The organism is Kitasatospora sp. NPDC096147, assembly GCF_044763225.1.
Classification (GTDB): Bacteria; Actinomycetota; Actinomycetes; order Streptomycetales; family Streptomycetaceae; genus Kitasatospora.
Map to the genome: position 1 here is coordinate 451,330 of NZ_JBIWFX010000001.1, position 23,877 is coordinate 475,206.

25 protein-coding genes are annotated in these 23,877 nt (G+C 73.4%); 10 read left to right on the forward strand and 15 right to left on the reverse strand.

Annotated features, from left to right (window positions below; genetic code table 11):
- Positions 1 to 169: 169 nt before the first annotated feature.
- The 3 genes from ACIRBX_RS01635 to ACIRBX_RS01645 all read left to right on the forward strand — a co-directional run bounded on the left by ACIRBX_RS01635 (position 170) and on the right by ACIRBX_RS01645 (position 2,320).
- Complete coding sequence (locus ACIRBX_RS01635; RefSeq protein ID WP_402293088.1) at positions 170 to 454, forward strand: hypothetical protein; 285 nt, start codon at positions 170 to 172, stop codon at positions 452 to 454.
- A gap of 97 nt (positions 455 to 551) precedes the next feature.
- A complete protein-coding gene (locus ACIRBX_RS01640) occupies positions 552 to 746 on the forward strand; it encodes a hypothetical protein (protein WP_402293089.1) in 195 nt (64 codons plus the stop codon).
- Between the two features lie 158 nt (positions 747 to 904).
- A complete protein-coding gene (locus ACIRBX_RS01645) occupies positions 905 to 2,320 on the forward strand; it encodes a NarK family nitrate/nitrite MFS transporter (RefSeq protein WP_402293090.1) in 1,416 nt (471 codons plus the stop codon).
- A gap of 117 nt (positions 2,321 to 2,437) precedes the next feature.
- Here ACIRBX_RS01645 and ACIRBX_RS01650 read toward each other — a convergent pair whose 3' ends face one another.
- Positions 2,438 to 3,052, reverse strand: a complete 615-nt coding sequence (locus ACIRBX_RS01650; protein WP_402293091.1) for a TetR/AcrR family transcriptional regulator — start codon at positions 3,050 to 3,052, stop codon at positions 2,438 to 2,440.
- Positions 3,053 to 3,211: 159 nt separating this feature from the next.
- Here ACIRBX_RS01650 and ACIRBX_RS01655 point away from each other — a divergent pair, with 159 nt between their 5' ends.
- The 3 genes from ACIRBX_RS01655 to ACIRBX_RS01665 all read left to right on the forward strand — a co-directional run bounded on the left by ACIRBX_RS01655 (position 3,212) and on the right by ACIRBX_RS01665 (position 6,871).
- Entirely contained in the window at positions 3,212 to 4,696 is a 1,485-nt protein-coding gene (locus tag ACIRBX_RS01655; RefSeq protein WP_402293092.1) for an APC family permease, read from the forward strand.
- Between the two features lie 38 nt (positions 4,697 to 4,734).
- The gene (locus tag ACIRBX_RS01660) at positions 4,735 to 6,336 is read left to right on the forward strand and encodes an amidohydrolase (RefSeq protein ID WP_402293093.1); all 1,602 of its coding nucleotides are present in this window, start codon (positions 4,735 to 4,737) and stop codon (positions 6,334 to 6,336) included.
- Positions 6,337 to 6,583: 247 nt separating this feature from the next.
- A complete protein-coding gene (locus ACIRBX_RS01665) occupies positions 6,584 to 6,871 on the forward strand; it encodes a DUF1905 domain-containing protein (protein ID WP_402293094.1) in 288 nt (95 codons plus the stop codon).
- 14 nt (positions 6,872 to 6,885) lie between these two features.
- On the opposite strand, the gene ACIRBX_RS01670 is transcribed toward ACIRBX_RS01665, so the two are convergent.
- Positions 6,886 to 7,677, reverse strand: a complete 792-nt coding sequence (locus ACIRBX_RS01670; RefSeq protein ID WP_402293095.1) for a MerR family DNA-binding transcriptional regulator — start codon at positions 7,675 to 7,677, stop codon at positions 6,886 to 6,888.
- Positions 7,678 to 7,734: 57 nt separating this feature from the next.
- On the opposite strand from ACIRBX_RS01670, the gene ACIRBX_RS01675 reads away from it, so the two are divergent.
- On the forward strand, positions 7,735 to 8,919 hold the full coding sequence (locus tag ACIRBX_RS01675) for an erythromycin esterase family protein (protein ID WP_402293096.1): 1,185 nt from the start codon (positions 7,735 to 7,737) through the stop codon (positions 8,917 to 8,919).
- A 7-nt stretch (positions 8,920 to 8,926) separates the two neighbouring features.
- Here ACIRBX_RS01675 and ACIRBX_RS01680 read toward each other — a convergent pair whose 3' ends face one another.
- A complete protein-coding gene (locus ACIRBX_RS01680; protein WP_402293097.1) occupies positions 8,927 to 9,145 on the reverse strand; it encodes a hypothetical protein in 219 nt (72 codons plus the stop codon).
- Between the two features lie 27 nt (positions 9,146 to 9,172).
- Positions 9,173 to 9,649, reverse strand: coding sequence for a hypothetical protein (locus ACIRBX_RS01685; protein WP_402293098.1), 477 nt, complete (start codon positions 9,647 to 9,649; stop codon positions 9,173 to 9,175).
- Between the two features lie 180 nt (positions 9,650 to 9,829).
- Here ACIRBX_RS01685 and ACIRBX_RS01690 point away from each other — a divergent pair, with 180 nt between their 5' ends.
- Entirely contained in the window at positions 9,830 to 10,195 is a 366-nt protein-coding gene (locus ACIRBX_RS01690; RefSeq protein ID WP_402293099.1) for a DUF4288 domain-containing protein, read from the forward strand.
- 186 nt (positions 10,196 to 10,381) lie between these two features.
- On the opposite strand, the gene ACIRBX_RS01695 is transcribed toward ACIRBX_RS01690, so the two are convergent.
- The gene (locus ACIRBX_RS01695; RefSeq protein WP_402293100.1) at positions 10,382 to 11,665 is read right to left on the reverse strand and encodes an agmatine/peptidylarginine deiminase; all 1,284 of its coding nucleotides are present in this window, start codon (positions 11,663 to 11,665) and stop codon (positions 10,382 to 10,384) included.
- Between the two features lie 146 nt (positions 11,666 to 11,811).
- Here ACIRBX_RS01695 and ACIRBX_RS01700 point away from each other — a divergent pair, with 146 nt between their 5' ends.
- Positions 11,812 to 12,438 (forward strand): TetR/AcrR family transcriptional regulator, encoded by a 627-nt coding sequence (locus tag ACIRBX_RS01700; RefSeq protein WP_402293101.1) that lies wholly within the window; start codon positions 11,812 to 11,814, stop codon positions 12,436 to 12,438.
- Positions 12,439 to 12,493: 55 nt separating this feature from the next.
- Here ACIRBX_RS01700 and ACIRBX_RS01705 read toward each other — a convergent pair whose 3' ends face one another.
- The 9 genes from ACIRBX_RS01705 to ACIRBX_RS01745 all read right to left on the reverse strand — a co-directional run bounded on the left by ACIRBX_RS01705 (position 12,494) and on the right by ACIRBX_RS01745 (position 22,359).
- Positions 12,494 to 13,369, reverse strand: a complete 876-nt coding sequence (locus ACIRBX_RS01705; RefSeq protein ID WP_402293102.1) for a DUF4436 family protein — start codon at positions 13,367 to 13,369, stop codon at positions 12,494 to 12,496.
- The gene (locus ACIRBX_RS01710) at positions 13,366 to 14,607 is read right to left on the reverse strand and encodes an agmatine deiminase family protein (protein WP_402293103.1); all 1,242 of its coding nucleotides are present in this window, start codon (positions 14,605 to 14,607) and stop codon (positions 13,366 to 13,368) included. The genes ACIRBX_RS01705 and ACIRBX_RS01710 overlap by 4 nt, the downstream gene beginning before the upstream one ends.
- A 238-nt stretch (positions 14,608 to 14,845) precedes the next feature.
- On the reverse strand, positions 14,846 to 15,679 hold the full coding sequence (locus ACIRBX_RS01715; protein ID WP_402293104.1) for an ABC transporter ATP-binding protein: 834 nt from the start codon (positions 15,677 to 15,679) through the stop codon (positions 14,846 to 14,848).
- A complete protein-coding gene (locus ACIRBX_RS01720; protein ID WP_402293105.1) occupies positions 15,672 to 16,682 on the reverse strand; it encodes an ABC transporter ATP-binding protein in 1,011 nt (336 codons plus the stop codon). Before ACIRBX_RS01720 ends, ACIRBX_RS01715 begins: the two co-directional genes overlap by 8 nt.
- Positions 16,679 to 17,533, reverse strand: coding sequence for an ABC transporter permease (locus ACIRBX_RS01725; RefSeq protein ID WP_402293106.1), 855 nt, complete (start codon positions 17,531 to 17,533; stop codon positions 16,679 to 16,681). The genes ACIRBX_RS01720 and ACIRBX_RS01725 overlap by 4 nt, the downstream gene beginning before the upstream one ends.
- Positions 17,530 to 18,489 (reverse strand): ABC transporter permease, encoded by a 960-nt coding sequence (locus tag ACIRBX_RS01730; RefSeq protein WP_402293108.1) that lies wholly within the window; start codon positions 18,487 to 18,489, stop codon positions 17,530 to 17,532. The genes ACIRBX_RS01725 and ACIRBX_RS01730 overlap by 4 nt, the downstream gene beginning before the upstream one ends.
- Positions 18,486 to 20,129, reverse strand: coding sequence for an ABC transporter substrate-binding protein (locus tag ACIRBX_RS01735; protein ID WP_402293109.1), 1,644 nt, complete (start codon positions 20,127 to 20,129; stop codon positions 18,486 to 18,488). Before ACIRBX_RS01735 ends, ACIRBX_RS01730 begins: the two co-directional genes overlap by 4 nt.
- A complete protein-coding gene (locus tag ACIRBX_RS01740) occupies positions 20,126 to 21,133 on the reverse strand; it encodes an agmatine/peptidylarginine deiminase (RefSeq protein WP_402293111.1) in 1,008 nt (335 codons plus the stop codon). The genes ACIRBX_RS01735 and ACIRBX_RS01740 overlap by 4 nt, the downstream gene beginning before the upstream one ends.
- Positions 21,134 to 21,189: 56 nt before the next feature.
- Positions 21,190 to 22,359 (reverse strand): agmatine deiminase family protein, encoded by a 1,170-nt coding sequence (locus tag ACIRBX_RS01745; RefSeq protein ID WP_402293112.1) that lies wholly within the window; start codon positions 22,357 to 22,359, stop codon positions 21,190 to 21,192.
- 204 nt (positions 22,360 to 22,563) lie between these two features.
- Here ACIRBX_RS01745 and ACIRBX_RS01750 point away from each other — a divergent pair, with 204 nt between their 5' ends.
- Positions 22,564 to 23,139: a TetR/AcrR family transcriptional regulator gene (locus ACIRBX_RS01750; protein ID WP_402293114.1), complete on the forward strand. Its 576-nt coding sequence runs from the start codon at positions 22,564 to 22,566 to the stop codon at positions 23,137 to 23,139.
- 474 nt (positions 23,140 to 23,613) lie between these two features.
- Here ACIRBX_RS01750 and ACIRBX_RS01755 read toward each other — a convergent pair whose 3' ends face one another.
- On the reverse strand, positions 23,614 to 23,784 hold the full coding sequence (locus ACIRBX_RS01755; RefSeq protein WP_402293115.1) for an agmatine deiminase family protein: 171 nt from the start codon (positions 23,782 to 23,784) through the stop codon (positions 23,614 to 23,616).
- Positions 23,785 to 23,877: the final 93 nt, after the last annotated feature.

Here is a 23,877-nt window from a genome sequence, read left to right on the forward strand (position 1 = left end):
GGCCCGGGGGCGTCGCCCGTCCGCATGCCGACCGCCCGGCCCCTGCCACCCGCCCGGACGCCGTCACCCGTTCGGATGCCGTCGGCGGGCGGAGGTCGTGTGCTTGCGGTAGGGGGCCGCCGCCCGTCCGGGCGGCGGGCGCACGCTCCGGCAGAGGGAGTGACCGGCCATGGCCATCCTCGTTCACGCAGTGCTCCCCGGGGTCACCGTCGACCAGTACGACGCGCTGAACGCCCGGCTCCAGCAGACCCCGGAGATCTTCGCAGGCTGCCTCTCGCACGCCTGCGCCCCGACCGACCGGGGGCTGGAGATCTTCGACCTCTGGGCCAGTGAGGAGCAGATGGACGCGTTCGCCGGGAGGATGATGCCGATCGCGGCGGAGTTCGGCTGGGCCACCGCCCCGGAGCGCCCGGCCGTGCTCCGGGTGCACCACCACTGGGTCCCCGGGGCATGACCGCCGCCGGTCTCGCACGCCCCCCGCGCGTCCCCGACGTTCGCACGCCGCAAGCGGTACCGTGGGCGATCCACCGCGACCTGCGAGGAGCGGCTCGATGCCCCGTGCCAACCGTGACCTGACCACCATCGCCGACACCATCGAACCGACCGACCACATCGTGCCTCCCGCCCTGCGGGCCAAGGTCCACGAGGTGGTCGCCGCACACGCCAGGGACGGCGAGGACCGCCGCCTGCTGCTGGAGGCGCTCGGCCTCTCCGCCGGCGAGGACCGCACACCCTCGCACCCCTGACCCACCGTCAAGCGGGCCGCCCTCCCCGGAGGGCGGCCCGCTGCCGTGCGCCCGGGACCTTGGTCCGCGGGGATGGCGACGTAGGACTCAGGTAAAGGCCGCCCCGGAGGCGGACATTGGAGTGGTCTGGACCAATCCTCTCCACCAGGGGTCACGCCATGAGTACCACCGTCCAACGCGCCGGACAGCCGTCCGCCGGAGCACCCGACCCGGGCCAGTACCGGCCCGGACGCACCGTCACGGACTGGGATCCGGAGGACGCCGACTTCTGGCGGAGCACCGGCCGCCGGGTGGCCAACCGCAACCTCTGGATCGCGGTGCCCGCGCTGCTGGTCGGCTTCGTGGTCTGGCAGGTCTGGTCGGTGACCGCGACCAACCTCAAGGACGTCGGCTTCGGGCTCTCCACCTCGCAGCTGTTCTGGCTCACCGCCATCCCCGGCCTGACCGGCGGCACCGCCCGGATCTTCTACACCTTCCTCGGCCCGAAGATCGGCCAGCGGCGCTTCACCGCACTCTCCACCGTCGTCCTGGTGGTCCCGCTGCTCTGGCTCGGCATCGCCATCCAGGACACCTCCACCCCGTACGTCGTGCTGGCCGCCATCGCCGCGCTCTGCGGCTTCGGCGGGGCGAACTTCTCCTCCTCGCTGGCGAACATCGGCTTCTTCTTCCCCAAGCGCGAGAAGGGCAACGCCACCGGCATCAACGGCGGCCTGGGGAACCTGGGCGTCTCGGTGGTCCAGCTGCTCACCCCGATCCTGATCACCTCCTCGGTGCTGGCCATCGGCTCGGCCCAGCACAAGGCCGACGGCACCCCGGTCTACCTGCAGAACGCCGCCTTCGTCTGGATCCCGGTGATCGTGCTGCTGGCCGCGATCAGCTGGTTCGGGCAGAACGACCTCAAGGTCGCCTCCACCCCGTTCAGCCGGCAGAAGGTCATCTTCCGCCGCAAGCACACCTGGCTGATGACCTGGCTGTACGTCGGCACCTTCGGCTCCTTCATCGGCTTCGCCGCCGCGCTGCCGCTGCTGATCAAGACCACCTTCCCGGACTACTCGGTCGCCACCTACGCCTGGATGGGCCCGGCCGTCGGCGCGCTGGCCCGCTGGGCCGGCGGCTGGATCGCCGACCGGCTCGGCGGCGCCCGGGTCACCCTGCTCTCGTTCGCCGGCATGGCGGTCTCGATCGTCGGCGTGATCACCTTCCTCCCGGCCGGCGGTGACGGCGGCTCGTTCTGGGGCTTCTTCGCCTGCTTCCTGGCCGCGTTCCTGTTCTCCGGCATCGGCAACGGCTCCACCTTCCGGCAGATCCCGGTGATCTTCCGGGCCCGCGCCCTGAAGGGCCTCACCGAGGGCACCGCCGCCCACGACCAGGCGCTCAAGCAGGCCGAGATGGAGTCCGGCGCGGTCACCGGCTTCACCGCCGCGATCGCCGCCTACGGCTTCTTCTTCATCCCGGCGATGTTCGCCAACTTCGCCGTCACCAGCGCGATGTGGGGCTTCGTCGCCTTCTACCTCAGCTGCCTGGTGGTCACCTGGTGGTACTACGCCCGCAAGGGTGCCGAGTACCCGAGCTGACCACCCCACCACCTCCGGGCCGGACCGCCTCCCAGCGGTCCGGCCCGGCCGTGCGTGCCGACGGACCGTCAGCGCCGCTCGGGCCCCCGCCCGCCGTCACCCGCCCGCCGTCACCCGTCAGCCGGCCTCGGCGAGGGTGCGGCGGGCGTGGGCCAGGAAGCCCTCCAGGGCGAAGGCGAAGCCCGCGTCGGCGCGGCGCCCGTCGGGCACGGCGTCGAGGGCCCGGGCGAGCAGCGGAGTCGAGCCGTCCGGGGCCGGGGCCCACATCGACTCGGGGGCGGCCAGGTCGATCGCCGAGCCGAGCACCAGGTTGTCCAGCGCGGTGATCAGCGGCATCACCACCGGCTCGGGGAAGCCGACGGCCAGCAGCAGCTCGACCGCCCGCTCGTAGTGGGCCAGCGCCTCGGGCGCGGCGACCTGGGCCATCATCAGCAGCGGGACGGCTCGCGGATGGGCGGCGAAGGCCGCGCGGTAGGAGAGCGCCCAGGCCTCCATCGCCCGGTCCCACGGCCGCAGTTCGAGGCCCGCCGGGTCGATGTCGGCGGTCAGCCTGGCCCGCAGCAGCTCGATGATCCCGGCCCGGCCCTCGACGTGGTGGTAGACCGACGCGGTCTGCACGCCGAGCCGTTTGGCGATCTGCGGAATGCTGAAGTCGCCGTGCTCGTCGACCAGTTCCAGCGCGGTGGACGTGATCCGGTCCAGGTCCAGCAGGGCCTTGCTCGGCCGCCCCATCGTTCCCCCTCCTCGGGTGGCCGGTGCCCACGAGGGCGCGGGACATCGGGTCTTCCCACAGCGTATCCGGGCGGGCTAGGGTGCCGAAACCATCATGCTTTAGGTTTACGGAGGACGCCCCGGACCCCACCCCGGCCTCCGTGGAAGGGCAGGTCCCGCATGGCTTCCCACCCGGCCCCGACCCCCGCACCCGGACCGCACGCGTCCGCCCCCACCCTGCGTCCCGGCGCGCTCGGCACCGCCGACATCGCCTTCTTCGTCGTCTCCGCCGCCGCCCCGCTCACCGTGATGGCCGGCGTCGCCCCGCTCGCCCTGCTGATCGGCGGCACCGGCGCACCCGCGGCCTACCTGGCGGCCGGCCTCACCCTCGGCCTGTTCGCCGTCGGCTTCACCACGATGAGCCGCCACGTGCGCGGGGCCGGCGGCTTCTACGCCTTCATCACCCAGGGCCTCGGCCGCCCGGCCGGCTTCGGCGCGGCGCTGCTCGCCCTGCTCGGCTACCTCGGGATGAACATCGGCGTCTACGGCCTGCTCAGCTCGGCCACCCACGACACCCTGCTCTCGCTGACCGGCCTGGACGTCCCCTGGCCCCTGATCGCGCTGACCGGACTGGTCGTCATCTGGTACGGCGGCTACCGCTCGATCGACTTCGGCGCCAAGCTGCTCGGCGTCCTGCTGCTGGCCGAGACCGGCATCCTGGTGCTGCTGGCCGGCGCCGTGCTGCTGAAGGGCGGCGCGCACGGGCTCTCCCTCGACGCCTTCTCCCCCGCCCACCTGACGGACCGTGGGATGCCCGGCGTGCTGGCGATGGCCTTCGCCGCGTTCACCGGCTTCGAGTCCACCGTCATCTACCGCCGCGAGGCCCGCGACCCGGACCGCACCGTCCCGCGCGCCACCTACCTGGCCGTCGCCTTCCTCGGCCTGTTCTACGCCTTCGTCGTGTGGACGGTCATCCAGGCCTTCGGCGACCGCGAGGTGGTGGCGGCCGCCGCGGAGGACCCCGGCGGCCTGTTCTTCACCGCGATCAGCGGCTACGTCGGCCCGTGGGCCGCCGACACGATGCACGTCCTGATCGTCACCAGCCTCCTCGCCTCGCTGCTGGCCTTCCACAACGCCACCAACCGGTACGGCCTCGCACTGGCCGAGGAAGGCGTGCTGCCCGCAGCGCTCGGCCGGGTGCACCCGCGCCACCGCTCCCCGTACGTGGCGGGCCTCGCGCAGACGGTGCTGGGCGCCGTCGTGGTGCTGGCCTTCGCCGCCGCCGGGGCGGACCCGTACACCCAGCTGCTGCTCTGGGTGAACACCCCCGGCATGCTCGCCCTGGTCACCCTGCAGTTGCTCGCCGCGCTGGCCGTGCCGCTGTACTTCCGCCGCCTGACGCACCGTGCGGGTGTCCTGCGGACCGTCCTGGCCCCGGTCACCGCCACCGTCCTGCTGGCCGCGGCCCTCTGGCTGATCGTCACCCACACGGACCTGATCACCGGCGCGTCACCGGCCGTCAACACCATGCTGATCCTGCTGGTGCCCACGGTGTTCCTGATCGGCACCGGCTACGCCCTGCGGGCCCGGGCCACCCGCCCGGGGGTGTACGCCGCCTTCGCCACCGAACACGCCCCACCCGCCGCCCCTGCTCCGACCAGCTGACCACCCGTCAACCCGCCCGCCCACCCCTGGAGTACCGCGTGACCCTCGCCCCCGACACCGTCCTGCTCGCCGCCCGGGTGCACACCCTCGACCCCGACCGGCCGCAGGCCACCGCCGTCGCCCTCCGGGACGGCCTGATCACCGCCGTCGGCGACGCGCAGCAGGCGCGCGACTGGCGCGGCCCCGGCACCGAGGTGATCGACCTGGGCACCGCGACGCTCGTCCCCGGCCTGGTCGACGGCCACAGCCACCCGGCCCTGGGCCTGGAGATGGCCGACGGCACCGATCTCTCCCCGGTCCGCGACCTGGACGGTCTGCGCGCCGCGCTGACCGGTGCCCGGCGGGCCGACGGCTGGGTGGTCGGCTGGGGCCTGGACCACAACGTCTTCGGCGGCCGCCCGATCCACCGCGACCTGCTGGAGGCGGTGCTCGGCCCGGACACCCCCGTCTTCCTCCGCCTCTACGACGGCCACTCCGCGCTGGCCAGCGGCGCCGCCCTGCGCGCCGCCGGCATCGACGGCCCCCGCGCCTTCGCCCAGCGCGCCACCGTCGTCTGCGACGCCGACGGCGCTCCCACCGGACACCTGGTCGAGCACGCCGCGATGGACCTGGTCTCCGCGATCGTGCCGCGCCGCCCGTTCACCGAGCGGCGCGACGCGCTGCTCGCCCTGCTCTCCGCGATGGCCTCGACCGGGCTGACCGGTGCCCACGTGATGGACGCCGGCGGCGAGGTGCTCGACCTGCTGCGCGCGATCGAGGATCGGGCCGAGCTGCCGCTGCGCCTGCGGATCGCCCCGTGGTGCATGCCCGGCATCGACCGGGACGGCCTCGACGCGCTGGCCGCGCTCCAGGGCACCGCCGGCCGGAACTGGCTGGTCGGCGGTGTGAAGTTCTTCATGGACGGCACGGTCGAGGGCGGCTCGGCCTGGTTCGAGCACGCCGACTGCCACGGCCAGGGCCGGGACGGTCTCTGGCTGGACCCGGCCGAGTACACGGCCGCCGTCCACCACCTGCACGCCGCCGGGGCGCGGACGGCCACCCACGCGATCGGTGACGCGGGCGTGCGGCACGTGCTCGACTCCGTCGCGGCGCTCGGCCCGGGCGGCCGGATGCGGCACCGGGTCGAGCACATCGAGAGCCTGCCCCCGCAGCAGGCCGCCCGGTTCGCCGAGTTGGGCGTGATCGCCTCCATGCAGCCCACCCACGGCGCCTACACCCGGGCCGACCACACGGACGAGTGGTCCCGGCGGCTCGGCGAGGAGCGCGCGGCGCTCGCCTGGCCGTGCCGCACCCTGCGGGACACCGGCGCGGTGCTCGCCCTCGGTTCGGACTGGCCGATCGCGCACTTCGACCCCCGCGAGGTGCTGGCCCACGCACAGCTGCGCCGCACCCCTGGCACCGACATCCCGCCGGTCGTCCCCGCGCAGGCCCTCACCCCCCTGATGGCGCTGGAGGGTTACACCACCCACGCCGCGATCGCCGCCGGCGAAGCCGACCGCACCGGCCGGATCGCCCCCGGCCTGCGCGCGGACCTCACGGCCCTCGCCCTCGACCCGCTGGCCGTCCCCGCCGACGAGCTCGCCCAGTCCCCGGTGGCCCTGACCGTGTCCAACGGCCTGATCACCCACCGGAGTTCCTGAACCGACACCCGGCCCGCCGAGCCGCGGCCCGACCCCGGCCCGCCGACCCTCCGGGCGGGGTCGGACCTCGGTCCGCACCGCCACGGGCCGGGGAGCGGCGGCCACCGCTGACCCGGTGCCACCGACTCGGACGGCCGCCCGGCAGGCGGCTCCCCGGCGCGGTCGGCCTCCCGCTCCGCCCTCTCCTGGGCCCGGCCGGATACCCTGGCCGGGCCCGACCCTCCTCACCGCAACGGACCACCCCCGCATGGACCTCAGCTTCACCGGCCACGTGATCGAGTGGCGCGGCCCCGCCCCGTACTACTACGTCCCCGTCCCGGCCGACGAGTCGGCCGCCATCCGCGAGGTGGCGGCCCGGGCCAGCTACGGCTGGGGCGTGATCCCGGTCGAGGCCAGGATTGCCGGCACCGCCTTCACCACCTCGCTCTTCCCCAAGGACGGCGGCTACCTGCTGCCGCTCAAGCTCGCCGTCCGCACCCCGCTCGGCCTGACCACCGACGACCCGGTCGCGGTGGAACTGACCGTCCGGCTCTGACCGCTGACCCGGCGTCAGGGCGCCGAACCGGTGGCCGCCCCGTCCTCGGGCAGCTCCAGGTAGGCGTGCAGGGCCGCCGCTCCGGCCAGCAGCGCCCGGCCCCGCGCGGTCAGCCGGGCACTCCACTCCGCCAGGGCCGCCTGTAGGGGCTCGGCCCCGCCGGCCGTCCGCACCTGCTCCAGCACCAGCCCGATCCGCTCCAACCCGTGGCCGCCCCGCCGCAGTTGACGGACCAGCAGGGCGTCCCGCACCTGCCCGGGCCGGTAGACCCGGTATCCGGTCCGCCGGTCCCGCTCGGGCACCACCAGCCCGGCCGCCTCCCACTTGCGCAGCGTGGCCGGGCGCAGGCCGAGGCGGTGCGCGAGGTGCCCGATCAGCAGACCGTCCGTGCCCCGCACCTCCTCCACCGACACCGGTCCCGGGTCACCCGGCGCCGGGTCTCCCGACACCCGGTCACCCAACGCCAGGTCACCCAGCGCCAGGGCGACCGACTCCAGCGTCCGCCGGTCCTCCGCGAGCAGCGCGTGGCTCCCGTCGATCAGCCGCAGCGCCTCCTCCTCCCGTCCTCGGTGCACCGCCCGCATCACCGCACCGGCGGTCGCGTGACCGTGGCCGGGGATCAGGGCGAGGAAGGTCCGCAGCGCGGCGGCGTGCAGCTGCGTGTAGGCGCGGTAGCCGTTGGGAGAGCGTTCGGCGGGCGGCAGGAAGCCCGCCTCCTCGTAGTTGCGCACCGCCTGGGTCGACAGGCCGTGCTCCCGGGCCAGATCGACCGGGCGCAACCCCTTCTTGAGACTTTTGCCGCGCATCCTCGGGTCCACATCTCCGAAAGTCCACACCGAAGGTTCAAGGATACGGTCGAAGCCATGACCTTCCAGCCCACCGGGCTCACCCCGTTCAGCGGTGAAAGCCTGGCCTCCCTGCTCTCCCCCGCCGTCCGGGTGCTCGGCCTCGGCGAGCCCACCCACGGCGCCGATGCCTTCCTCGACCTGCGCAACGAGCTCTTCCGCCACCTGGTCGAGCAGCACGGCTACCGCTCCATCGCCCTGGAGTCCGACTGCCTGGCGGGCCTGACCGCCGACGCCTACGTCGCCGACGGCACCGGCGGGCTCGACCACGCGACGGCGCACGGCTTCAGCCACGGCTTCGGCGCCTACCCCGGCAACCGCGAACTGCTGCGCTGGATGCGGGAGTGGAACGCGGCCCACCCCGCGCAGGACTGTCTCCGCTTCGACGGCATCGACGGCCCCCTGGAGATCAGCGGCGCCGCCGCCCCGGGCCCGGCGCTCACCACCCTGCACGGCCTGCTCGCCGCCCACCTCGAACTCCCGGTCACCCTCGACGAGTTGACGGGACTGCTGGGCGACCCGGCCCGCTGGACCGACCCGGGGGTGATGGCGGACCCGGCGAGGTCGGTCGGCCGCACCCCCGAGGCCGCCAAGCTGCGCCTGATCGCCGACGACCTCACCGCGCTGCTCGCCGCCCAGGCACCCCGGCTGCTCGCCGCCACCTCCGCCGAACACCTCCGGTCGGCCGCTCTGCACGCCCGCACCGCCACCGGCCTGCTCCGCTACCACGCCGGCCTGGCCGACACCGACCCCGAGCGGCTCTCCCGCCTGTGCGGACTGCGCGGCCTGATGATGGCCGACAACCTGTCAGCCGTCGCCGAACGCGAGGCCGATCGGGGGCCGACCTTGGTCTTCGCCCACAACAGCCATCTCCAACGCACGGTCAGCAGCATGCAGTTCGGCGGCCGGCGGCTCAGCTGGTGGAGCGGCGGCGCCCTGCTCGCCGCCCGCCTGGGCGACGGCTACGCGTTCACCGCCACCACCTTCGGCGCGCGTGGCACCGACCACCCGGCCCCCGACACCATCGAAGGGCTGCTGCACACCGCCCACCCCGGCAGCCGCACCGTGCTCCCCGCCCCTGCCCTGGCCGGAGCCCTCCCCCCGGAGACCCCCCTGCGCACTCCGGCCGACCACACCTACGCCCCGCTCGATCCGGCCACCGTCGGCGAGGCCGACGCGGTCGTCTTCCTCCGCGGAATCTGACCCCGACTCACTCGTACGGCCCCGCAGTGGACATCAGGAACAGCACTCCCAGCGGAAAGGCGACGGCCGCCACGGCCGCGAGCCCGAGCAGCGCGAGCACGACCCCGGTGATCGCCTCCGCAGCGGTGACCGGCTCCCGCCGTCGCCTGGTCCGCGGCGGCCGAGGACGACGGCGCTGCTCGTCCGGCGGCTGCCACAGCTCGCCCCACATCTGACTCACCCTCATCATCCCCTCGCCTCGCGGATTCCCGGCTCAGTCTCGCCCGTCCGGCCCCGGGGCACCTGAGTACGGGTACTCAGGTGCCCCGTGGCCGGCCTGCGGGGTCCAGGGGGCCGGAGCCGGAGCCGGGCCGTCCAGCGCGGTACGGAACTTGTCCTTCAAGGTCCTCGGCGGGGCCTGGACCTCGCCGGAGGAGTGCACCAGCCGGGCGGTGGTGATCCGGACGTGGCACTCCCGGTGCTGGTGCTTCAGCAGCACCAGCCAGGAGCCGTCCGAGGTGACGAACGCGTGCCGGGCCGGCACGTCCCCCGGCCTGGTGTGACGGGCGATCAGGTCGGGCAGGTGGCGCAGCGCGGCCTCCTCGGCCAGCGCGCGGGCTGCCTCCTCACCACCGTCCACCGCGTGGGTGGCCACCAAGGTCCAACGGTGCAGCTTGAGTTCGACGCCGTCAGCACGTCGGGTCGCGCGGGTGTCCTCCTCGACGAGGACGTACCACCGGTCAGCAGTCATACCGCGAGCCTAGGCACCTCGACCGCCCCGCACGCGGCCCTCGGCACACCGGTACGAAGCGGTGACGTCCCCGACACCCCGACGCCGCGCACCGTCCGTCCTCCCCCGCCACGAAGCCCCTGACCGCACCGGCCAAGAAATGGGCTGCGCCGACGCCGGCCCCCCGGGCTACGGTGCCTCATGATCTCCGCAGACCCGACCCCCGGGCTCCGATGGTTCAGTGCCCGGATCCGCTTCGCGCACCTGGCGACCGGCAGCGACGACCACCTCTACTCGGTCTCGGCCTACCTCGTCCTGGCCGACGACTTCGAGGACGCCCTGCCGAAGGCCCTCGCCCGGGGCCGCCGGGAGGAGCGGACCTACGCCAACGGCGCCGGTGGCACCAGCCGGACCGCCCTGGTGGTGGTGGAGACGCTGGATGTCCTGGACGCCGTCGAGGACGGCGTCGAAGTGGCCTGCCTCTGGTCCGACGACCTCACCCCGAACCCCTTCGCGTTCGACCACCCCTTCCACCCGGAGGAGTCGAAGCCCGGCCACTCCCTCTGAACTGCCGGTGGTGATCGCCCGATCGGCCATGCCACCGGCCGGCCGGTGATGCTCCGACAGTCCGGGGCCGCACGGCGGTCGGGCCCCGGCGCGCACGGTATGCCGCCGGGACCGACCTGCCCGCCGGGCCCGACCGGATCACGGTACGGGCCTCGGCGGGGCTCCTGCTGGGGCTTCGGCACGGACTTACGGCACGGGCTGCTGCTGGGTGACGCAGTGGATGCCACCGCCGCCGAGGCCGAGGTAGTCGATGTTCAGCTGCACCACCGTGCGGCCGGGGAACAGCGACTGGAGCTTGGACTTGGCGGCGGCGTCGGCCCGCGAGTCGCCGAACTGGGCGGCGATCACCGCGTCGTTGCAGACGTAGTAGTTGGCGTAGGAGCCGACGAAGGCCGGGTCCGACTGGCGGATGGAGTAGTAGTCGGGGCCGCCGAGCTTGGTGGCCTGGATCCGGACGCCGCGCGCGTCGGTGGCGGCGGCCAGCACGTTGTACTGGTTGATCTCGTCCTTGGTCCAGACGTCCGACGGGTCGTCAGTGGCGTTGGGCTGCTGGACGAGCGCCTGGCCGGGCTCCAGGAAGCGCGAGGTGGCGTCCACGTGGTCGCCGGTGATGTCCTGGCCCGCCACCCCGGCGAACCAGATCACCTTGCTCGCCCCGTAGGCGTTCTTCAACGCGGTCTCGGCGGTGGCCTGGCTCATGCCGCGGTTGCGGTTGGAGACCAGCAGGCTGCTCTTGGTGGCCATCAGGGTGCCCGCGCCGTCGGTCTCCACCGCCCCGCCCTCGCCGACGATGGCGGCGGCGGTGAACGGCAGGCCGAGCAGCGCGGCGACCCGGGCGGCCACCTTGCCGTCGTTTGTGTAGGTCTGGTTGCCGCCCCAGCCGTTGAAGTTGAGGCCGATGCAGTCCAGGCCGCCGAGGCCGTTGGTGCGGAAGACCGGGCCGGTGTCACGGGTCCAGCAGTCGTTCACCGGGATGCTGGTGATGACGGTGATGTTGGCGGCGGTGCAGGCCCGGCGGGCGGCGGCGGCCGAGGCCGGGTTGGCCATCATGTAGACCGGCTCGTAGCGGGCCACGGTGTTGGCGATCAGGGCGATGTTGCCCTGGATCTGGCTGAGCGAGGGCACCTTGCCGCCGCGCCGGCCGCCGCTGCGGCCGGTCCAGATCGAGGCGTCGTCCGGCCAGGCCATCCAGGTGCGGGTGTGCCGGACGGTGTCCACCGGCACCGAGAAGGTGCCGGCCGCCAGGCCGGGGGCGGTACCCCCGGCAGCGGACCGGGTGGTGGTGGAGGCACCGGCCGAGCCGCCGGCCACCGCCCAGGTGGCCCCTGCGGCGGCCAGGCCCGCCGCCGCGAGGAAGCCGCGCCGTCCGAGCTCGGTCCCGCTCCGGCCGGTGTCCCCGGCGATGCCGGTGGTGCCGGCTCTGCCGTCGGCGGCGGGCGACTGCGAGTGGGGTTCGCGTGCGCTGGTCATGAAGTGACCTTCCGTCAGTGCGGCCGTGGTCGCTCCACGGCCTGATGCAGAAGGTAAAACTGACCAAGCGCTCGGTCAATACTTCACGCAGAAGCTGTTGCGCTCCGACGAAGCCTCAGCGGCATCCGGGGAAGTAGAGTGCCCGGATGGCGCAGCTCCAAGATCAGACACCGGCCGCCCGCCGGCCCCGGGCCTCGGCCAAGGGCGAGCAGACCCGGGCCCGGCTGCTCACCGCCGCCCGCGAGCTGCTCGCCGGGGACGGCGAAGTCCCGTTCACCACGCGGAACGTGGCGGCTCGCGCCGGAGTGACGCACGGGATGTGCCACTACCACTTCCAGACCCGCACCGACCTGATCGTGGCCGTGGTCGAGGCGATCCGGCCGGAGTGGATCGACCCGCTGGCCGAGGCGGCCGCCGGGCCGGGCGGCTTCGCCGAGCGCGCGGAGCGGGTGATCGTACTGCTCAGCCAGCCGGAGGCCGGTGACCTCTCCCGGCTGCACTCGGCACTGCACTGGTTCGCGGTGAACGACCAGCCGGTCCGGGAGGCACTGGCGGCGGAGTACCGGCGCTGGCGGGCCTGCTTCACCACGCTGTACGCGGTGCTGGCCGAGGAGCGCGGCGGCGCCTTCGACCCCGCGCCGCTGGGCGAGGCGGCCGCGGCCGGGACGGACGGGCTGGCCGCCTTCCAGTCCCTGGATCCCGCCTACGACCCGGCACCCGCCCTCCGCGCGCTGTTCGCCGGCCTGGCCGCATCGACGGCCCCGGCCGCCTGAGCCCACGGCGGTCCGGGCTGCCGGCCGCCCCGCTCCGCAGCACTCCGAGTCCACGTCAGGTCTCCGCCGCCGCCCGCTGCTCGGCCCGCAGGCCGGTGACCACCGTGCCGACCAGGCTGGCCGCGATGATGCCCTCGGCCCAGAACAGCGCCACGTAGTCCATCAGGCAGCCGATCGGCGGCGAGCCGGTGGCCGCGTTGCGCAGCCCGATCAGCGCGAACAGCGTGGCCGCCATCCACCCCAGTGCGGGCCAGACCAGCGGGCTGCGCTTGCGGATCAGCACGAACGCGCCGCCCATCACCGACAGCGCCAGCGCCCACATCGCCGCGATCATGAACCAGGCCAGGATGAAGGTGCTCCGGGAGCGGGTGATCTTCGCTTCCAGCACCGCCTCCGCCGGTGCCTCCGACACGTCCTGAGCCTTGGTCAGGAAGAACGGGTCGGCATCGGTGAACAGCACCTCCAGCGGCACCGGTTGACCACCCGAGGACGCCTCCCAGCTCGCCGACAGCTTGTACCGGTCGAAGGGGTAGTCGCTGGGCGTCCCGCCGTACAGGCCGAGGGTCACCGCCTGCGGGGTGGCGGCCTGCCCGGCCTCCACCTTCAGCTTGGTGGCGGTCTGCGCGTTCACCGTGATCTCCACCGGGCGGGTGAAGGTCATCGCCTCCGGGCCGGTGGCCAGACTGCCGTGCGGCACCAGCACGGTGTAGAGCGTGACCTCCTGCGAGCCCGGGTCCACCTCCTGCACCGTGATGTCCAACTCCACGCCGTCGCCGACGAGTTCGACCCCGAGACGGCGCGGCTCCTGGCGGCTGTTCCGCTCGTCCAGGTAGAGCGTGATGCCGGCGCCCACCAGCACCACGATCAGCGCCAGCAGCACCAGCTGCCACCGTGCCGGGCGGGCCCGCCGCACCGCGCTCAGCGGGCTCACCGGACGGACTGCACAGCGGCCGCCGGTGGCACTGCGGCGACGGGTGGCACGGCGGCGACGGGCTCCGGCTGCTGCTGGGTGGAGCAGTGGATGCCGCCGCCGCCCGCCGCGATCGCGTTGATCTCCACCGGCACCACCTGGCGGCCCGGGTGGAGCTCGCCGAGGATGCCGGCCGCCCGGTCGTCAGACGCCTTGTCCCCGAAACTCGGCATGATGACGGCGCCGTTGACGACGTAGTAGTTGAGGTAGGTGGCGAGGAAGTCCTTGCCCCGGTCCGGCTGCCCGCTGAGGTCCGGCTCGACCAGCTCGACGATCCGCAGCTTGCGGCCGTTGGCGTCGGTGGCGTCCTTGAGCACCTGGAGGGCCTGGTCCGAGGCGCGCGACCAGATGTCCGGCTCGGCGTCCGGGCCGGGGCGGTGCAGCACCACCACGCCCGGATCCGCGAAGCGGGCCAGCGCGTCGACGTGGCAGTCGGTGATGTCCTGTCCGGCCACTCCGGTGAACCAGATCACCTTGCGGACGCCGAACAGCTCCTTGAACGAGGCCTCGATCTGGTCCCGGCTCTTGCCCGGGTTGCGGTTGCCGTTCACCCAGCAGCTCTCGGTGGCCATCAGGGTGCCCTCGCCGTCCACCTCGATGCCACCGCCCTCCCCGGTGATCGGGGCCTCGATCCGGCGCAACCGGTAGCGCTCCAGCACCTTGCGGGCGACCTGGGAGTCGTTGCCGTGGGCCTGCTTGTTGCCCCAGCCGTTGAAGTTGAGGTCCACTCCGGCGATCGCCCCGCCGCCGGTCACGAAGGTCGGGCCGGTGTCCCGGGCCCACAGGTCGTCCACCGCGAGGTCGATCACCTCGACGCTGGAGCCGCAGAGCTGCCGGGCCTCGGCCGCCTGCTCCGGACGGGCCATCAGCACCACCGGCTCGAACCGGGCCACGGCCTGCGCGACCCGGGCGATGTCCTGTCGGACGGCGGGCAGTTCGGCACCCCAGACCTCCTCCAGGGCCGGCCAGGCCATGAAGGTCCGGGTGTGCCGCCGGGACTCGGCCGGCATCGCCAGCGCCACGGGCGTCGGCGACGGTGCAGCGGACGACGGGGCAGCGGACGGCGACGGCGACGGCGAGGCCGACGGCTCCGCACCACCGTCGTCCGCCGAGGAGGAGCAGCCGTCGAGCAGCGCGACGGCGGCCAGGACCGAGCCCGACCGCAGCAGGGTCCGGCGGGACAGGGCGGGCTCTCTCACGGACGGATCCCCTCACGGCAGGAACGGGCACGGAACGGCCCGTCCGACAGTAGGGGCGCACCCGGCCGTTCCCGGTCAGGCACTGCACCCCCACTCGGGCGAATCACGCGAACGGCCGTCCGGCCCGCCGCCGCGAGGGGCACGACGGGCCGGACGGCGGGTGCTCCGCGCCGACTTCACGGCAGCGGCTCACGACACCGGCTCCACAGCACTGCGGCCGCAGCACCGCAGCACCGGATCAGAGCGCCCGGCGAGCCGCCGCGATCGCCTTCGGATCCCAGCCCAGCCTCGGTACCGAGTCCAACAACAGCCGGGTGTACGGGTGTTGGGGATTGGCCAGCACCTCGGCCGTCCGACCCGCCTCCACCACCTTGCCCTGGCGCATCACGATCACCTCCTCGGTCACGCAGCGCACCACGCCCAGGTCGTGGGTGATGAAGAGGTAGCCGATCCCGGTCCGCTCGCGGATCTCCGCCAGCAGGTTGAGGATCTGCGCCTGCACCGAGACGTCCAGCGCGGCCACCGCCTCGTCCAGCACCAGGAGGGCCGGCTCGACCGCCAACGCCCGGGCGATGGCGACGCGTTGGCGCTGTCCGCCGGAGAGCTGGCGGGGCAGCGCGGACGCCTCGCGGGCGCCCAGGCCGACCTGCTCCAGCAGTTCGTCGATCCGGGCGCGGTGGTCGGCCCCGGGGAAGTGCAGCCGCAGCGTCTCGGTCAGCGCGGTGCCGACCGAGCAGCGCGGGTCCAGCGAGAGGTAGGGGTCCTGGAAGACCATCTGCACCTCCCGGGCCCGGGCCAGCCGGGCCGCCCGGCCCCGCCCGCCGGAGGCCGTCCGGTCCCGGCCGTTGACCGACACCCGTCCGCGGTCGGCCCGTTCGAGGCCGACCACGATCCGGGCGCTGGTGGTCTTGCCGGAGCCGGATTCGCCGACGATGCCGAGCGATCCGCCCGCCGCCAGGGTGAAGGAGACGTCGTCCACCGCCCGCACTCCGCCGTAGGAGCGGTGCAGTCCGACCACCTCCAACACGGGTGCGGCGGTGGCTGCCGACGGTGCGGTCAGCTGATCAGCCATGGGCCCGGACCTCCCCGGTACGGTCGCTGTGGTGGCAGGCCGCCTGCCGGCCGGGCTCACCCGGGACGGGCAGCAGGACGGGCTCCCGCTGGGTGCACTCGAAGGTGGCGATCGGGCAGCGTGGTGCGAACGGACACCCCGTCACCTCCTCGCGCAGGCTCGGCGGCCGGCCCTCGATCGCCGCCAGCCGACCGCCCGGTGCGTCCAGCCGCGGGGTGGCCGCGAGCAGGGCGGCGGAGTACGGGTGGCGGGGCCGCTCGAACAGCGCCTCGGCCTGGCCGGTCTCCACGATCCGGCCGGCGTACATCACGTACACCCGGTCGCTGATCGCGGCGGCCAGGCCGAGGTCGTGGGTGACGAACAGCAGGCCGGTGCCGAAGCGCTGCTGGAGGTCGTCCAGCAGCGCCACCACCTCGGCCTGCGAGCTGACGTCCAGGGCGGTGGTCGGCTCGTCCGCCAGGATCAGCGCCGGATCGCCCATCAGGGCGGCGGCGATCATCACCCGCTGGAGCATGCCGCCGGAGACCTGGCCGGGGTAGCGGTCGAGCACCGAGGCGGGCAGGCCGACGGCGTCCAGCATCTCCACCGCGCGCCGCTCGGCCTCCTTCGCCGAGCGGCCGTCGTTCAGCCGCAGGCTCTCGGTGAGGAAGTCCCCGAGCCGGCGCAGCGGGTTGACCGCCGCCCTCGGGTCCTGGAAGACCATCGCGGCGGTGTGGGTGCGCAGCTTGCGCAGCTGAGGGCCCGTCATGGTGAGCACGTCGTCCCCGGCCACCCGCAGGGTGCCCTCGGTGACGGCGCCGGGCGGCAGCAGGCCGAGCGCGCTGCGCGAGGTGAGGCTCTTGCCGGAGCCGGATTCGCCGACCAGGGCCACGGTCTCCCCGGCGGCCACGGTGAGGTCCACCCCGGCCAGCACCGGCCGGGCGGTGCCGGGCAGGTGCAGCCGGTAGCCCCGGACCTCCAGGGTGGGGGCCTTCTCCAAGGTGGTCGTCTCCAGGGTGGTCATCGGTCCCTCCTGGCGACCTGGTCGGCCCAGCGTTCGCCGACGACGTTGAAGGCGACCACGGTCAGCACGATCGCCACGCAGGGCAGGATCGCGGAGAGCGGGTAGCCGTTCTGCACGGCCGACTGGCCGTCGAAGACCATCCGGCCCCAGTCGGGGGTGAGCGCGGGGACGCCCAGCCCGAGGAAGGAGAGGCCGGCCAGGTCGATCAGCGCGTAGCCGAAGTTGATCGTCGACTGGGCCAGCACCACCGGCGCGATGCCGGGGATGACGTGCCGCAGGCAGATCTGCAGGCCGGAATGGCCCTGCACCTGGTAGGCCTCCACGTAGGGGCGGGCCCGCTCGGCCAGCACCAGCGAGCGGGTGAGCCGGCTGACGTAGGGCAGGTAGGCGACGGCCAGCGCGATCACCGGGGCCAGCAGGCCCTCGCCGTAGACCGAGACGATCAGGATGGCGAGCAGCATGCCGGGGAAGGCGAAGACCAGCTCGGTGCTGCGGGAGAGCACCGAGTCCAGCCAGCCGCCGCGCCAGGCTGCGGTGACGCCGACGGCGACCCCGGCCAGGGTGGAGAAGACCACCACGCCGAGCGGGCCGAGCAGCGAGGTGCGGGCGCCGAGCAGCAGCCGGGCGAGGGTGTCCCGCCCGGAGGCGTCCACCCCGAGCAGGTGCTCGGCGGACGGGGCGGCCAGCGCGTTGCCCAGCTCGACCGCGTTCGGGTCGGCGGGGGCGAGCCAGGGGGCGAGCAGCGCGGCCAGCACCACCAGGGCGACGAAGCCCAGGCAGACCAGCTGGAGCACGCTGCGGTCGGTGCGGATCCGGGCCAGGCCCGGCCGGCGGGTCAGGGCGGCGGTCATCCGGTGCCCCTCCCCGCGCCGAGGGTGACCCGGGGGTCGACCAGCGGGTGCAGCAGGTCGACCAGCAGGTTCACCCCCATGAACAGCCCGACCATGATCAGTGAGATGGCCTGCACGGTGGGGAAGTCCTTGGTGGTGGTGGAGAGTTCGAGCAGCTGGCCGATGCCGCCGACGGCGAACGCGGTCTCCACCAGCACGGTGCAGACCAGCAGCGTGGAGACGATCAGGCCGCCGGTGGTGAGCACGGTGCCCAGCGCGTTGCGGAAGACGTGACGCCGGATCACCTGGTGCTCCGTCACCCCCCGGCTGCGGGCCACCGTGACGTGCTCCTGGCCCATCCCCTCGGCCATCGCGGCCCGGGTGACCCGGGCCAGCATGCCGATCAGGTAGAGCGCCAGCGCGACGGCGGGCAGGGTCAGGTGCCACACCATGTCGCCGAAGCCCTCGCCGGTGCCGCCGCTGGGGAACCAGCCGAGGCCGACCGCGAAGACCGCCTGGAGCAGCACGGCCGCGACGAAGGACGGGGTGCCGACGGCGACGGTGGTGGCGACCAGCACGGTGGAGTCCACCGCACCGCCCTTCACCGCGCCGAGCCAGCCGAGCAGCAGTCCGACCACCAGCACCAGGACCAGGGCCATCGCGACCAGCAGCAGGGTGGCCGGCAGCCGGTCGGCGAGCAGCCGGGAGACGTCGGTGCGGTAGGTGACGGAGCGTCCGAAGTCACCCTGGAGGATCTGGCCGGCCCAGCGCAGGTACTGCACGAGGAAGGGGTCGTCCAGGTGGTACTGGGCGTTGACCGCCGCGATGGCCTCGGGGGAGGCCGAGCGGCCCGCCAGCAGGAAGCTGGCCGGGCTGCCCGGCGCCAGGTACATCGCCCCGAAGATCACGAAGGAGGCGGCCGCCAGGGTGGCGGCCATCTCGGCCAGCCGCCGGGCGGCGAATCTGAGGAAGCTCACGGGGCTGCTCCCACCTCGGCGGCCCACGGCTGGTACAGGTAGGAGATGGTGGTGGGGGCGCCGCTGATCCGCTTGTTGAGGAAGACCGCGGTCGGCCACTCGGCGACCGGGATCCAGAGCAGTTGCTCGGAGGCGGTCTTCTGCAGCTTGGCGCTGAGCGCGTACCGCAGGGCCGGGTCGGTCGCCTTGACCGCCTCGTCCACCAGACCGTCGTAGGCCGGGTCGCTGTAGCCGGCGAAGTTCTGGTACGCGCCGGTCTTGAAGTTGGCCAGCAGGTCCAGCGGGTCGGTGATCGAGTCGTAGTAGGTCTCGGGGAACATGTCGATCCCCTCGCGCGCCTGCGGGTCGGTGAACAGCGCGGTGAACGCGTTCGGTGCGATGGTCTTCAGCTTGACGTCCAGTCCGATCTTCGCGCCGGCCGCCTGCACGGCGGTGGCCAGCACCGAGACGTCCAGGCCGATCGGGCTGGTGGCCACCGTGATGCTCTTGCCGGTGGCGCCGGCCTCCTGGATCAGCGCCTTGGCCCTGGCGAGGTCCGGCTCGGTCGGGGTGAGGCCGGTGAACGCCTGGGTCCGGACGGTCTCCGGCGCCCCGGCCCAGACCGCCTTGCTGGTCAGCGAGCCGGTGACCTGCCCGGCCCCGCCGAGGCCGGCCTTGACGAAGCCCGAGCGGTCCAGCGCCAGCGAGAGTGCCTGACGGACCCTCAGGTCGCCGAGCACGCCCTTCATGTTGGTCACGTTGACGTTGACGGTGCTCAGGCCCTCGCCGTGGTAGAGCGTGCCGTTGCCGCCGGAGCGCAGCCGCTGGTACGCCTCGGTCGGGATCAGGTAGCCGCCGTCGGCCTCGCCGCTGAGCAGCGCGTTGACCCGGGCCGAGGGGTCGGTGAGGAAGCGGAAGACCGCCTTGCCGGCCTTGGCCTTGTTGCCCCAGTAGCCGTCGAAGCGCTCCAGCTCGATCGACTGGCCCTTGGTCCAGGCGCCGAGCTTGAACGGGCCGGTGCAGGCCAGGCTGCCGGTGGTCCCGTAGTCCTTGCCGGCCGCCTCGACGCCCGCCTTCGAGGCGATCACCCCGGCGGCGGTGGCCATGTACTGGTTGAACTGCGAGTCGGGCTGGGTGAGCTTGACGGTCACCTGGAGCGGCCCGGTCCTGGTGATGCTGCTGACGTGCTGGAACTGCTGGGCCCAGGCGGCGGCGTTGTCCGGGTTCATCTGGCGGCCGAGGCTGTAGACCACGTCGTCGGCGGTGAGCGTGCCGCCGTCGTGGAAGCGGACGTTCGGCCGCAGGTCGTAGACCCAGGTGTTCGGGTCCGGGTTGGTCGCCTTCTCGGCCAGGCCGGGCCCCAGGGTGAGGTCCGGGTTCCACCGCATCAGGGACTCGCAGACGTTCGAGAGCACCGTGTTCTGCGGGTAGCCGAAGGCCGAGACGTAGTCCAGGGTGGGCGGCTCGGCGTAGACCGCCCAGCTGAACGAGTCCAGCCCGGCCTTGCCGGCCGGGGTCCCGGCGGAGAGCTTGAACGCGGCGGCGTCGGCGGTGTCGGCCTTCGGCGGGCCCGAGCAGGCCGAGGCGGTGAGGGCCAGCAGTGCGGCGGCGGCCAGCGCCGAGGCTCTCACTGCTGCGGAGCGGTACTGACGGTGCGTCATGCGCGGGGCTCCTTCGGGATCTGCTGGGTGATGCAGTGCACGCCACCGCCGCCGAAGGCGATGGCCCGGGCCCGGACGCCGACCACCTTGCGGCCCGGGAAGCAGTCCGCGATCACCGCGAGCGCCTCCTCCTCACCGGGCAGGTCGGCGACGGGGACCACCACGCCGCCGTTGGCGACGTAGAAGTTGAGGTAGCAGACCTCGATCTCCTGGCTGGCGATCTCGGTGAAGACCGTCTGCGGCAGGTCGACGATGTCCAGCGCGCGGCCCTGCGCGTCGGTGGCCGCCGCCAGCACGGCGCGGTTGTCGCGCATCCGCTGGTAGTCCGGGTGGGCCGGGTCGCTCGGGAGCTGGATCAGCACCTGACCGGGCGCGGTGAAGGCGCAGACGCCGTCCACGTGGCCGTCGGTCTCGGTGTCCAGCAGGCCGCCGTACGGGAGCCAGATCACCTTGCTGACGCCGAGCCTGGCGATCAGCTCGGCCTCGATCTGCTCCTTGGTCATGCCGGGGTTGCGGTTCTCGTGCAGCAGGCACTGCTCGGTGGTGATCAGGGTGCCCTCGCCGTCCACCGTGACGGCGCCGCCCTCCAGGATCATCCCGGACTCGATCCGGTCGACGCCGAGGCGCTCCAGCAGCAGGCCGGAGATCCGGTCGTCGGCGTCCCACGGGCTGTGCTTGCGGCCCCAGGCGTTGAAGCGGAAGTCCACCCCGGCCCGGGCGCCGTCCGGGCCGAGCACGAAGATCGGCGCCGAATCCCGGAACCACGCGTCGTCGATGGGCAGTTCGGTCACCTCGATGCCCTCACCGCAGAGCGCGCGGGCCTCCTCGCCCTGGCCCGGGGCGGCCACCATGGTGACCGGCTCGAACTCCGATATCGCCCGGGCGACCTCGGCGTACTCGCGCTTGGCATCCTCGAAGGTGGCCCCCCAGAGGTCCTCGCGGGTGGGCCAGGCCATCAGGCAGCCCTCGTGCTCGGTCCACTCGGCGGGCATGCGGAACGTCATGACAACTCTTCTCGTGAATGGTGGTTCGAAGGGTGGAGCGGCCGGGCCCGGTGCGCTCAGCGGGCCGGCGGGACGGCGGGCTGGGACTGGGTGGCGCAGTGGATGCCGCCGCCGCCCGAGGCGATGCCGTCGATGTTCAGCTGCACCACCCGGCGGTCCGGGTAGGCGGCCTGGAGGATGGTGTACGCGAGGCCGTCGGCGTAGCGGTCGCCGAACTGCGGGGCGATCACCGCACCGTTGACGGTGTAGTAGTTGCTGTAGCTGGAGAGGAACTCCTTGCCCTCGCCCCGGATCAACTTCTTGTCCGGGCCGGGTAGTTCGGTGATCTGGAGGCGGCGGCCCCGGGCGTCGGTGGCGCTCTGCAGGATCCGCTTGGTGTCCTGGTAGACCCGCACCCACCGGGGGTCGGTGTCCGGGCCGGGCTTGTCCAGCAGCACCTTGCCGGGGGCGGTGAAGCGGGCCAGGCAGTCGATGTGGCAGTCGGTGATGTCCGCACCGGCCAGGCCCGGCACCCAGATCACCTTGTCCTGGCCGAGCGAGCGCTTGAGCTCCTCCTCGACCCGGGCCCGGCTCATCCCGGGGTTGCGGTTCGGGTTGACCAGCGAGCTCTCGGTCACCAGCAGGGTGCCCTCGCCGTCGGTCTCCAGCGAGCCGCCCTCGCCGACGAACCCGGCCCTGATCCGGTCGACGCCGTAGCGGTAGAGCAGTTCCTCGGCGGCCACCGCGTCGTTGCCGTAGGGCTGGTAGTAGTCGGTGCCGCGCTTGCCCCAGCCGTTGAAGTTGGTGTCCACGCCGGCCACCGCGCCGGGGGCGACCACGAAGGTGGGGCCGAAGTCGCGGATCCACAGGTCGTCGTTGCGGATCTCCTCGACCTCGATCCGGTGGTAGGCGCCGTAGCCGCAGGTGTAGCGGGCGTCGGCGGCCTGCTCGGGCCGGGCCAGCACCACGACCGGCTCGTAGCGGGATATCTCGTACGCCACGTTGGCGATGTCCCGCCGGACGACCGAGAGGTCGTAGGACCAGACCGAGCGCAGGGCCGGCCAGGCCATGAAGGTACGGACGTGCCGGTCGGTCTCGGCCGGCATCCGCAGGGTGGCGCCGCCGGGGGTGGTGGCGGCCCGGGCGGCTCCGGCGCCCGGCAGGGCGGCACCGAGGGCCGCCAGCGGTACGGCCGCCGCGCCGAACTTCAGCAGGCTGCGGCGGGTGGGGGTGGAGATGGCGCTCATCAGGACTCCCTGGAGGGATCGGGAGGTGTGTGGGGTGACACACATCCTGCTCTGGACTGAAAATTCAGTCAAGGCATGAGACGCAGCGGATCGGGGAATGAGCCTCCCTCACGCCGCCTACGCACCCCTACAGGCCAGCAACCAGCGGAGGTATTCGCTGAAAATCTCGTCAGGACGACTACTGTGCAGGTAGAGTGAACGCCCGTGTCAGACCGTCGAACAGAGATACTCAGGGCCGCCACCCGTGTGATCAGCCGGCGCGGCGTGCGCGGCCTGCGGGTCGCCGAGCTCGCCACCGAGGCGGGCGTCTCGGCCGCGCTCATCTACTACCACTTCACCGACCGGGCCGGGATCCTGCGCGAGACGCTGGAGTTCATCGGCGAGCGGGCCGACCGGTACACCACCGAACAGGACCCGGCCACCGCCGGTGACCCGCGCGCCGAGCTGTCCCAGGCCCTGCTGCTGGAGCTCCAGGACACCCCCGAGGTGCGGGAGAACAGCACCGCCTGGGGCGAGTTGAGGGCCAGCGCGGTCTTCGACCCGGAGCTGCGCGAGGACCTGGCCCGGGCCACCCACACCTGGGTGCACGAGATCGCCTACCTGCTCGGCCAGGCCGACCCGACCGGCACCGCCCCCGCCCACGCCTCCTCCGCCGAGCGGCTGACCGCCCTGCTGGAGGGGCTCAGCGTCCGCTGGCTCAGCGGCTCGATCCCGTTGGAGCACGCCCGGATGCTGCTCGCCGAGGCGATCGAGGCCGAACTCCCGCCGCGCGGGCGGTAGTCCGAGGACCGCAGGCGGGCCCGGGCCTCGGACATGCCGCTGGCCCTCCGGACCGGCTCGGTCCGGAGGGCCGTGTGACGCCGCCTCAGCTGACGCCCGGCCAGGCGCCTGCCGTCCACGGGGGCGGTCTCCTCGTAGGGGGCGGCCGTGACACCGTGCGGCTGCGCCGCGTGGGCGAGCGTCGGCGAAGGCCCCTCCTGCCGGTTGACGGGCGTCGCCGAAGGGCCCCTCCTGCCCGTTGGGGACAGCAGGGCGCGCGCCTCGGCGGCGCCGCGAAGGTGCCGCCTCCCGGCCGGATGCCGGGGAGGGTCCGCATGGAGCATCGGCGACCGAGGAGAAGCCGGCGTGGAGCCCCCTCCCGCCCGATGCCGGGCAAGGAGGGCACGTGCTCCGGCGACGCCCGCTCAGCTCCACCCGGCAGACGACCCCTGGCCGCCCCGCCCGTCGTCGTCCGCCCCGTCAACCGCCGCGCGGTCAGCCCGCGTCGGGGGTGCCGGGCAGGTCATGGGTGGCGCAGTGGATACCACCACCACCAGCCGCGATGTTGTCGACCACCACCTGCACCACCTCCCGGCCGGGAAGCTGCTCAGCTCCACCCGACAGACGACCCCTGGCCGCCCCGCCCGTCCTCGTCCGCCCCGGCAACCGCCGCGCGGTCAGCCCGCGTCGGGGGTGCCGGGCAGGTCATGGGTGGCGCAGTGGATACCACCACCACCAGCCGCGATGTTGTCGACCACC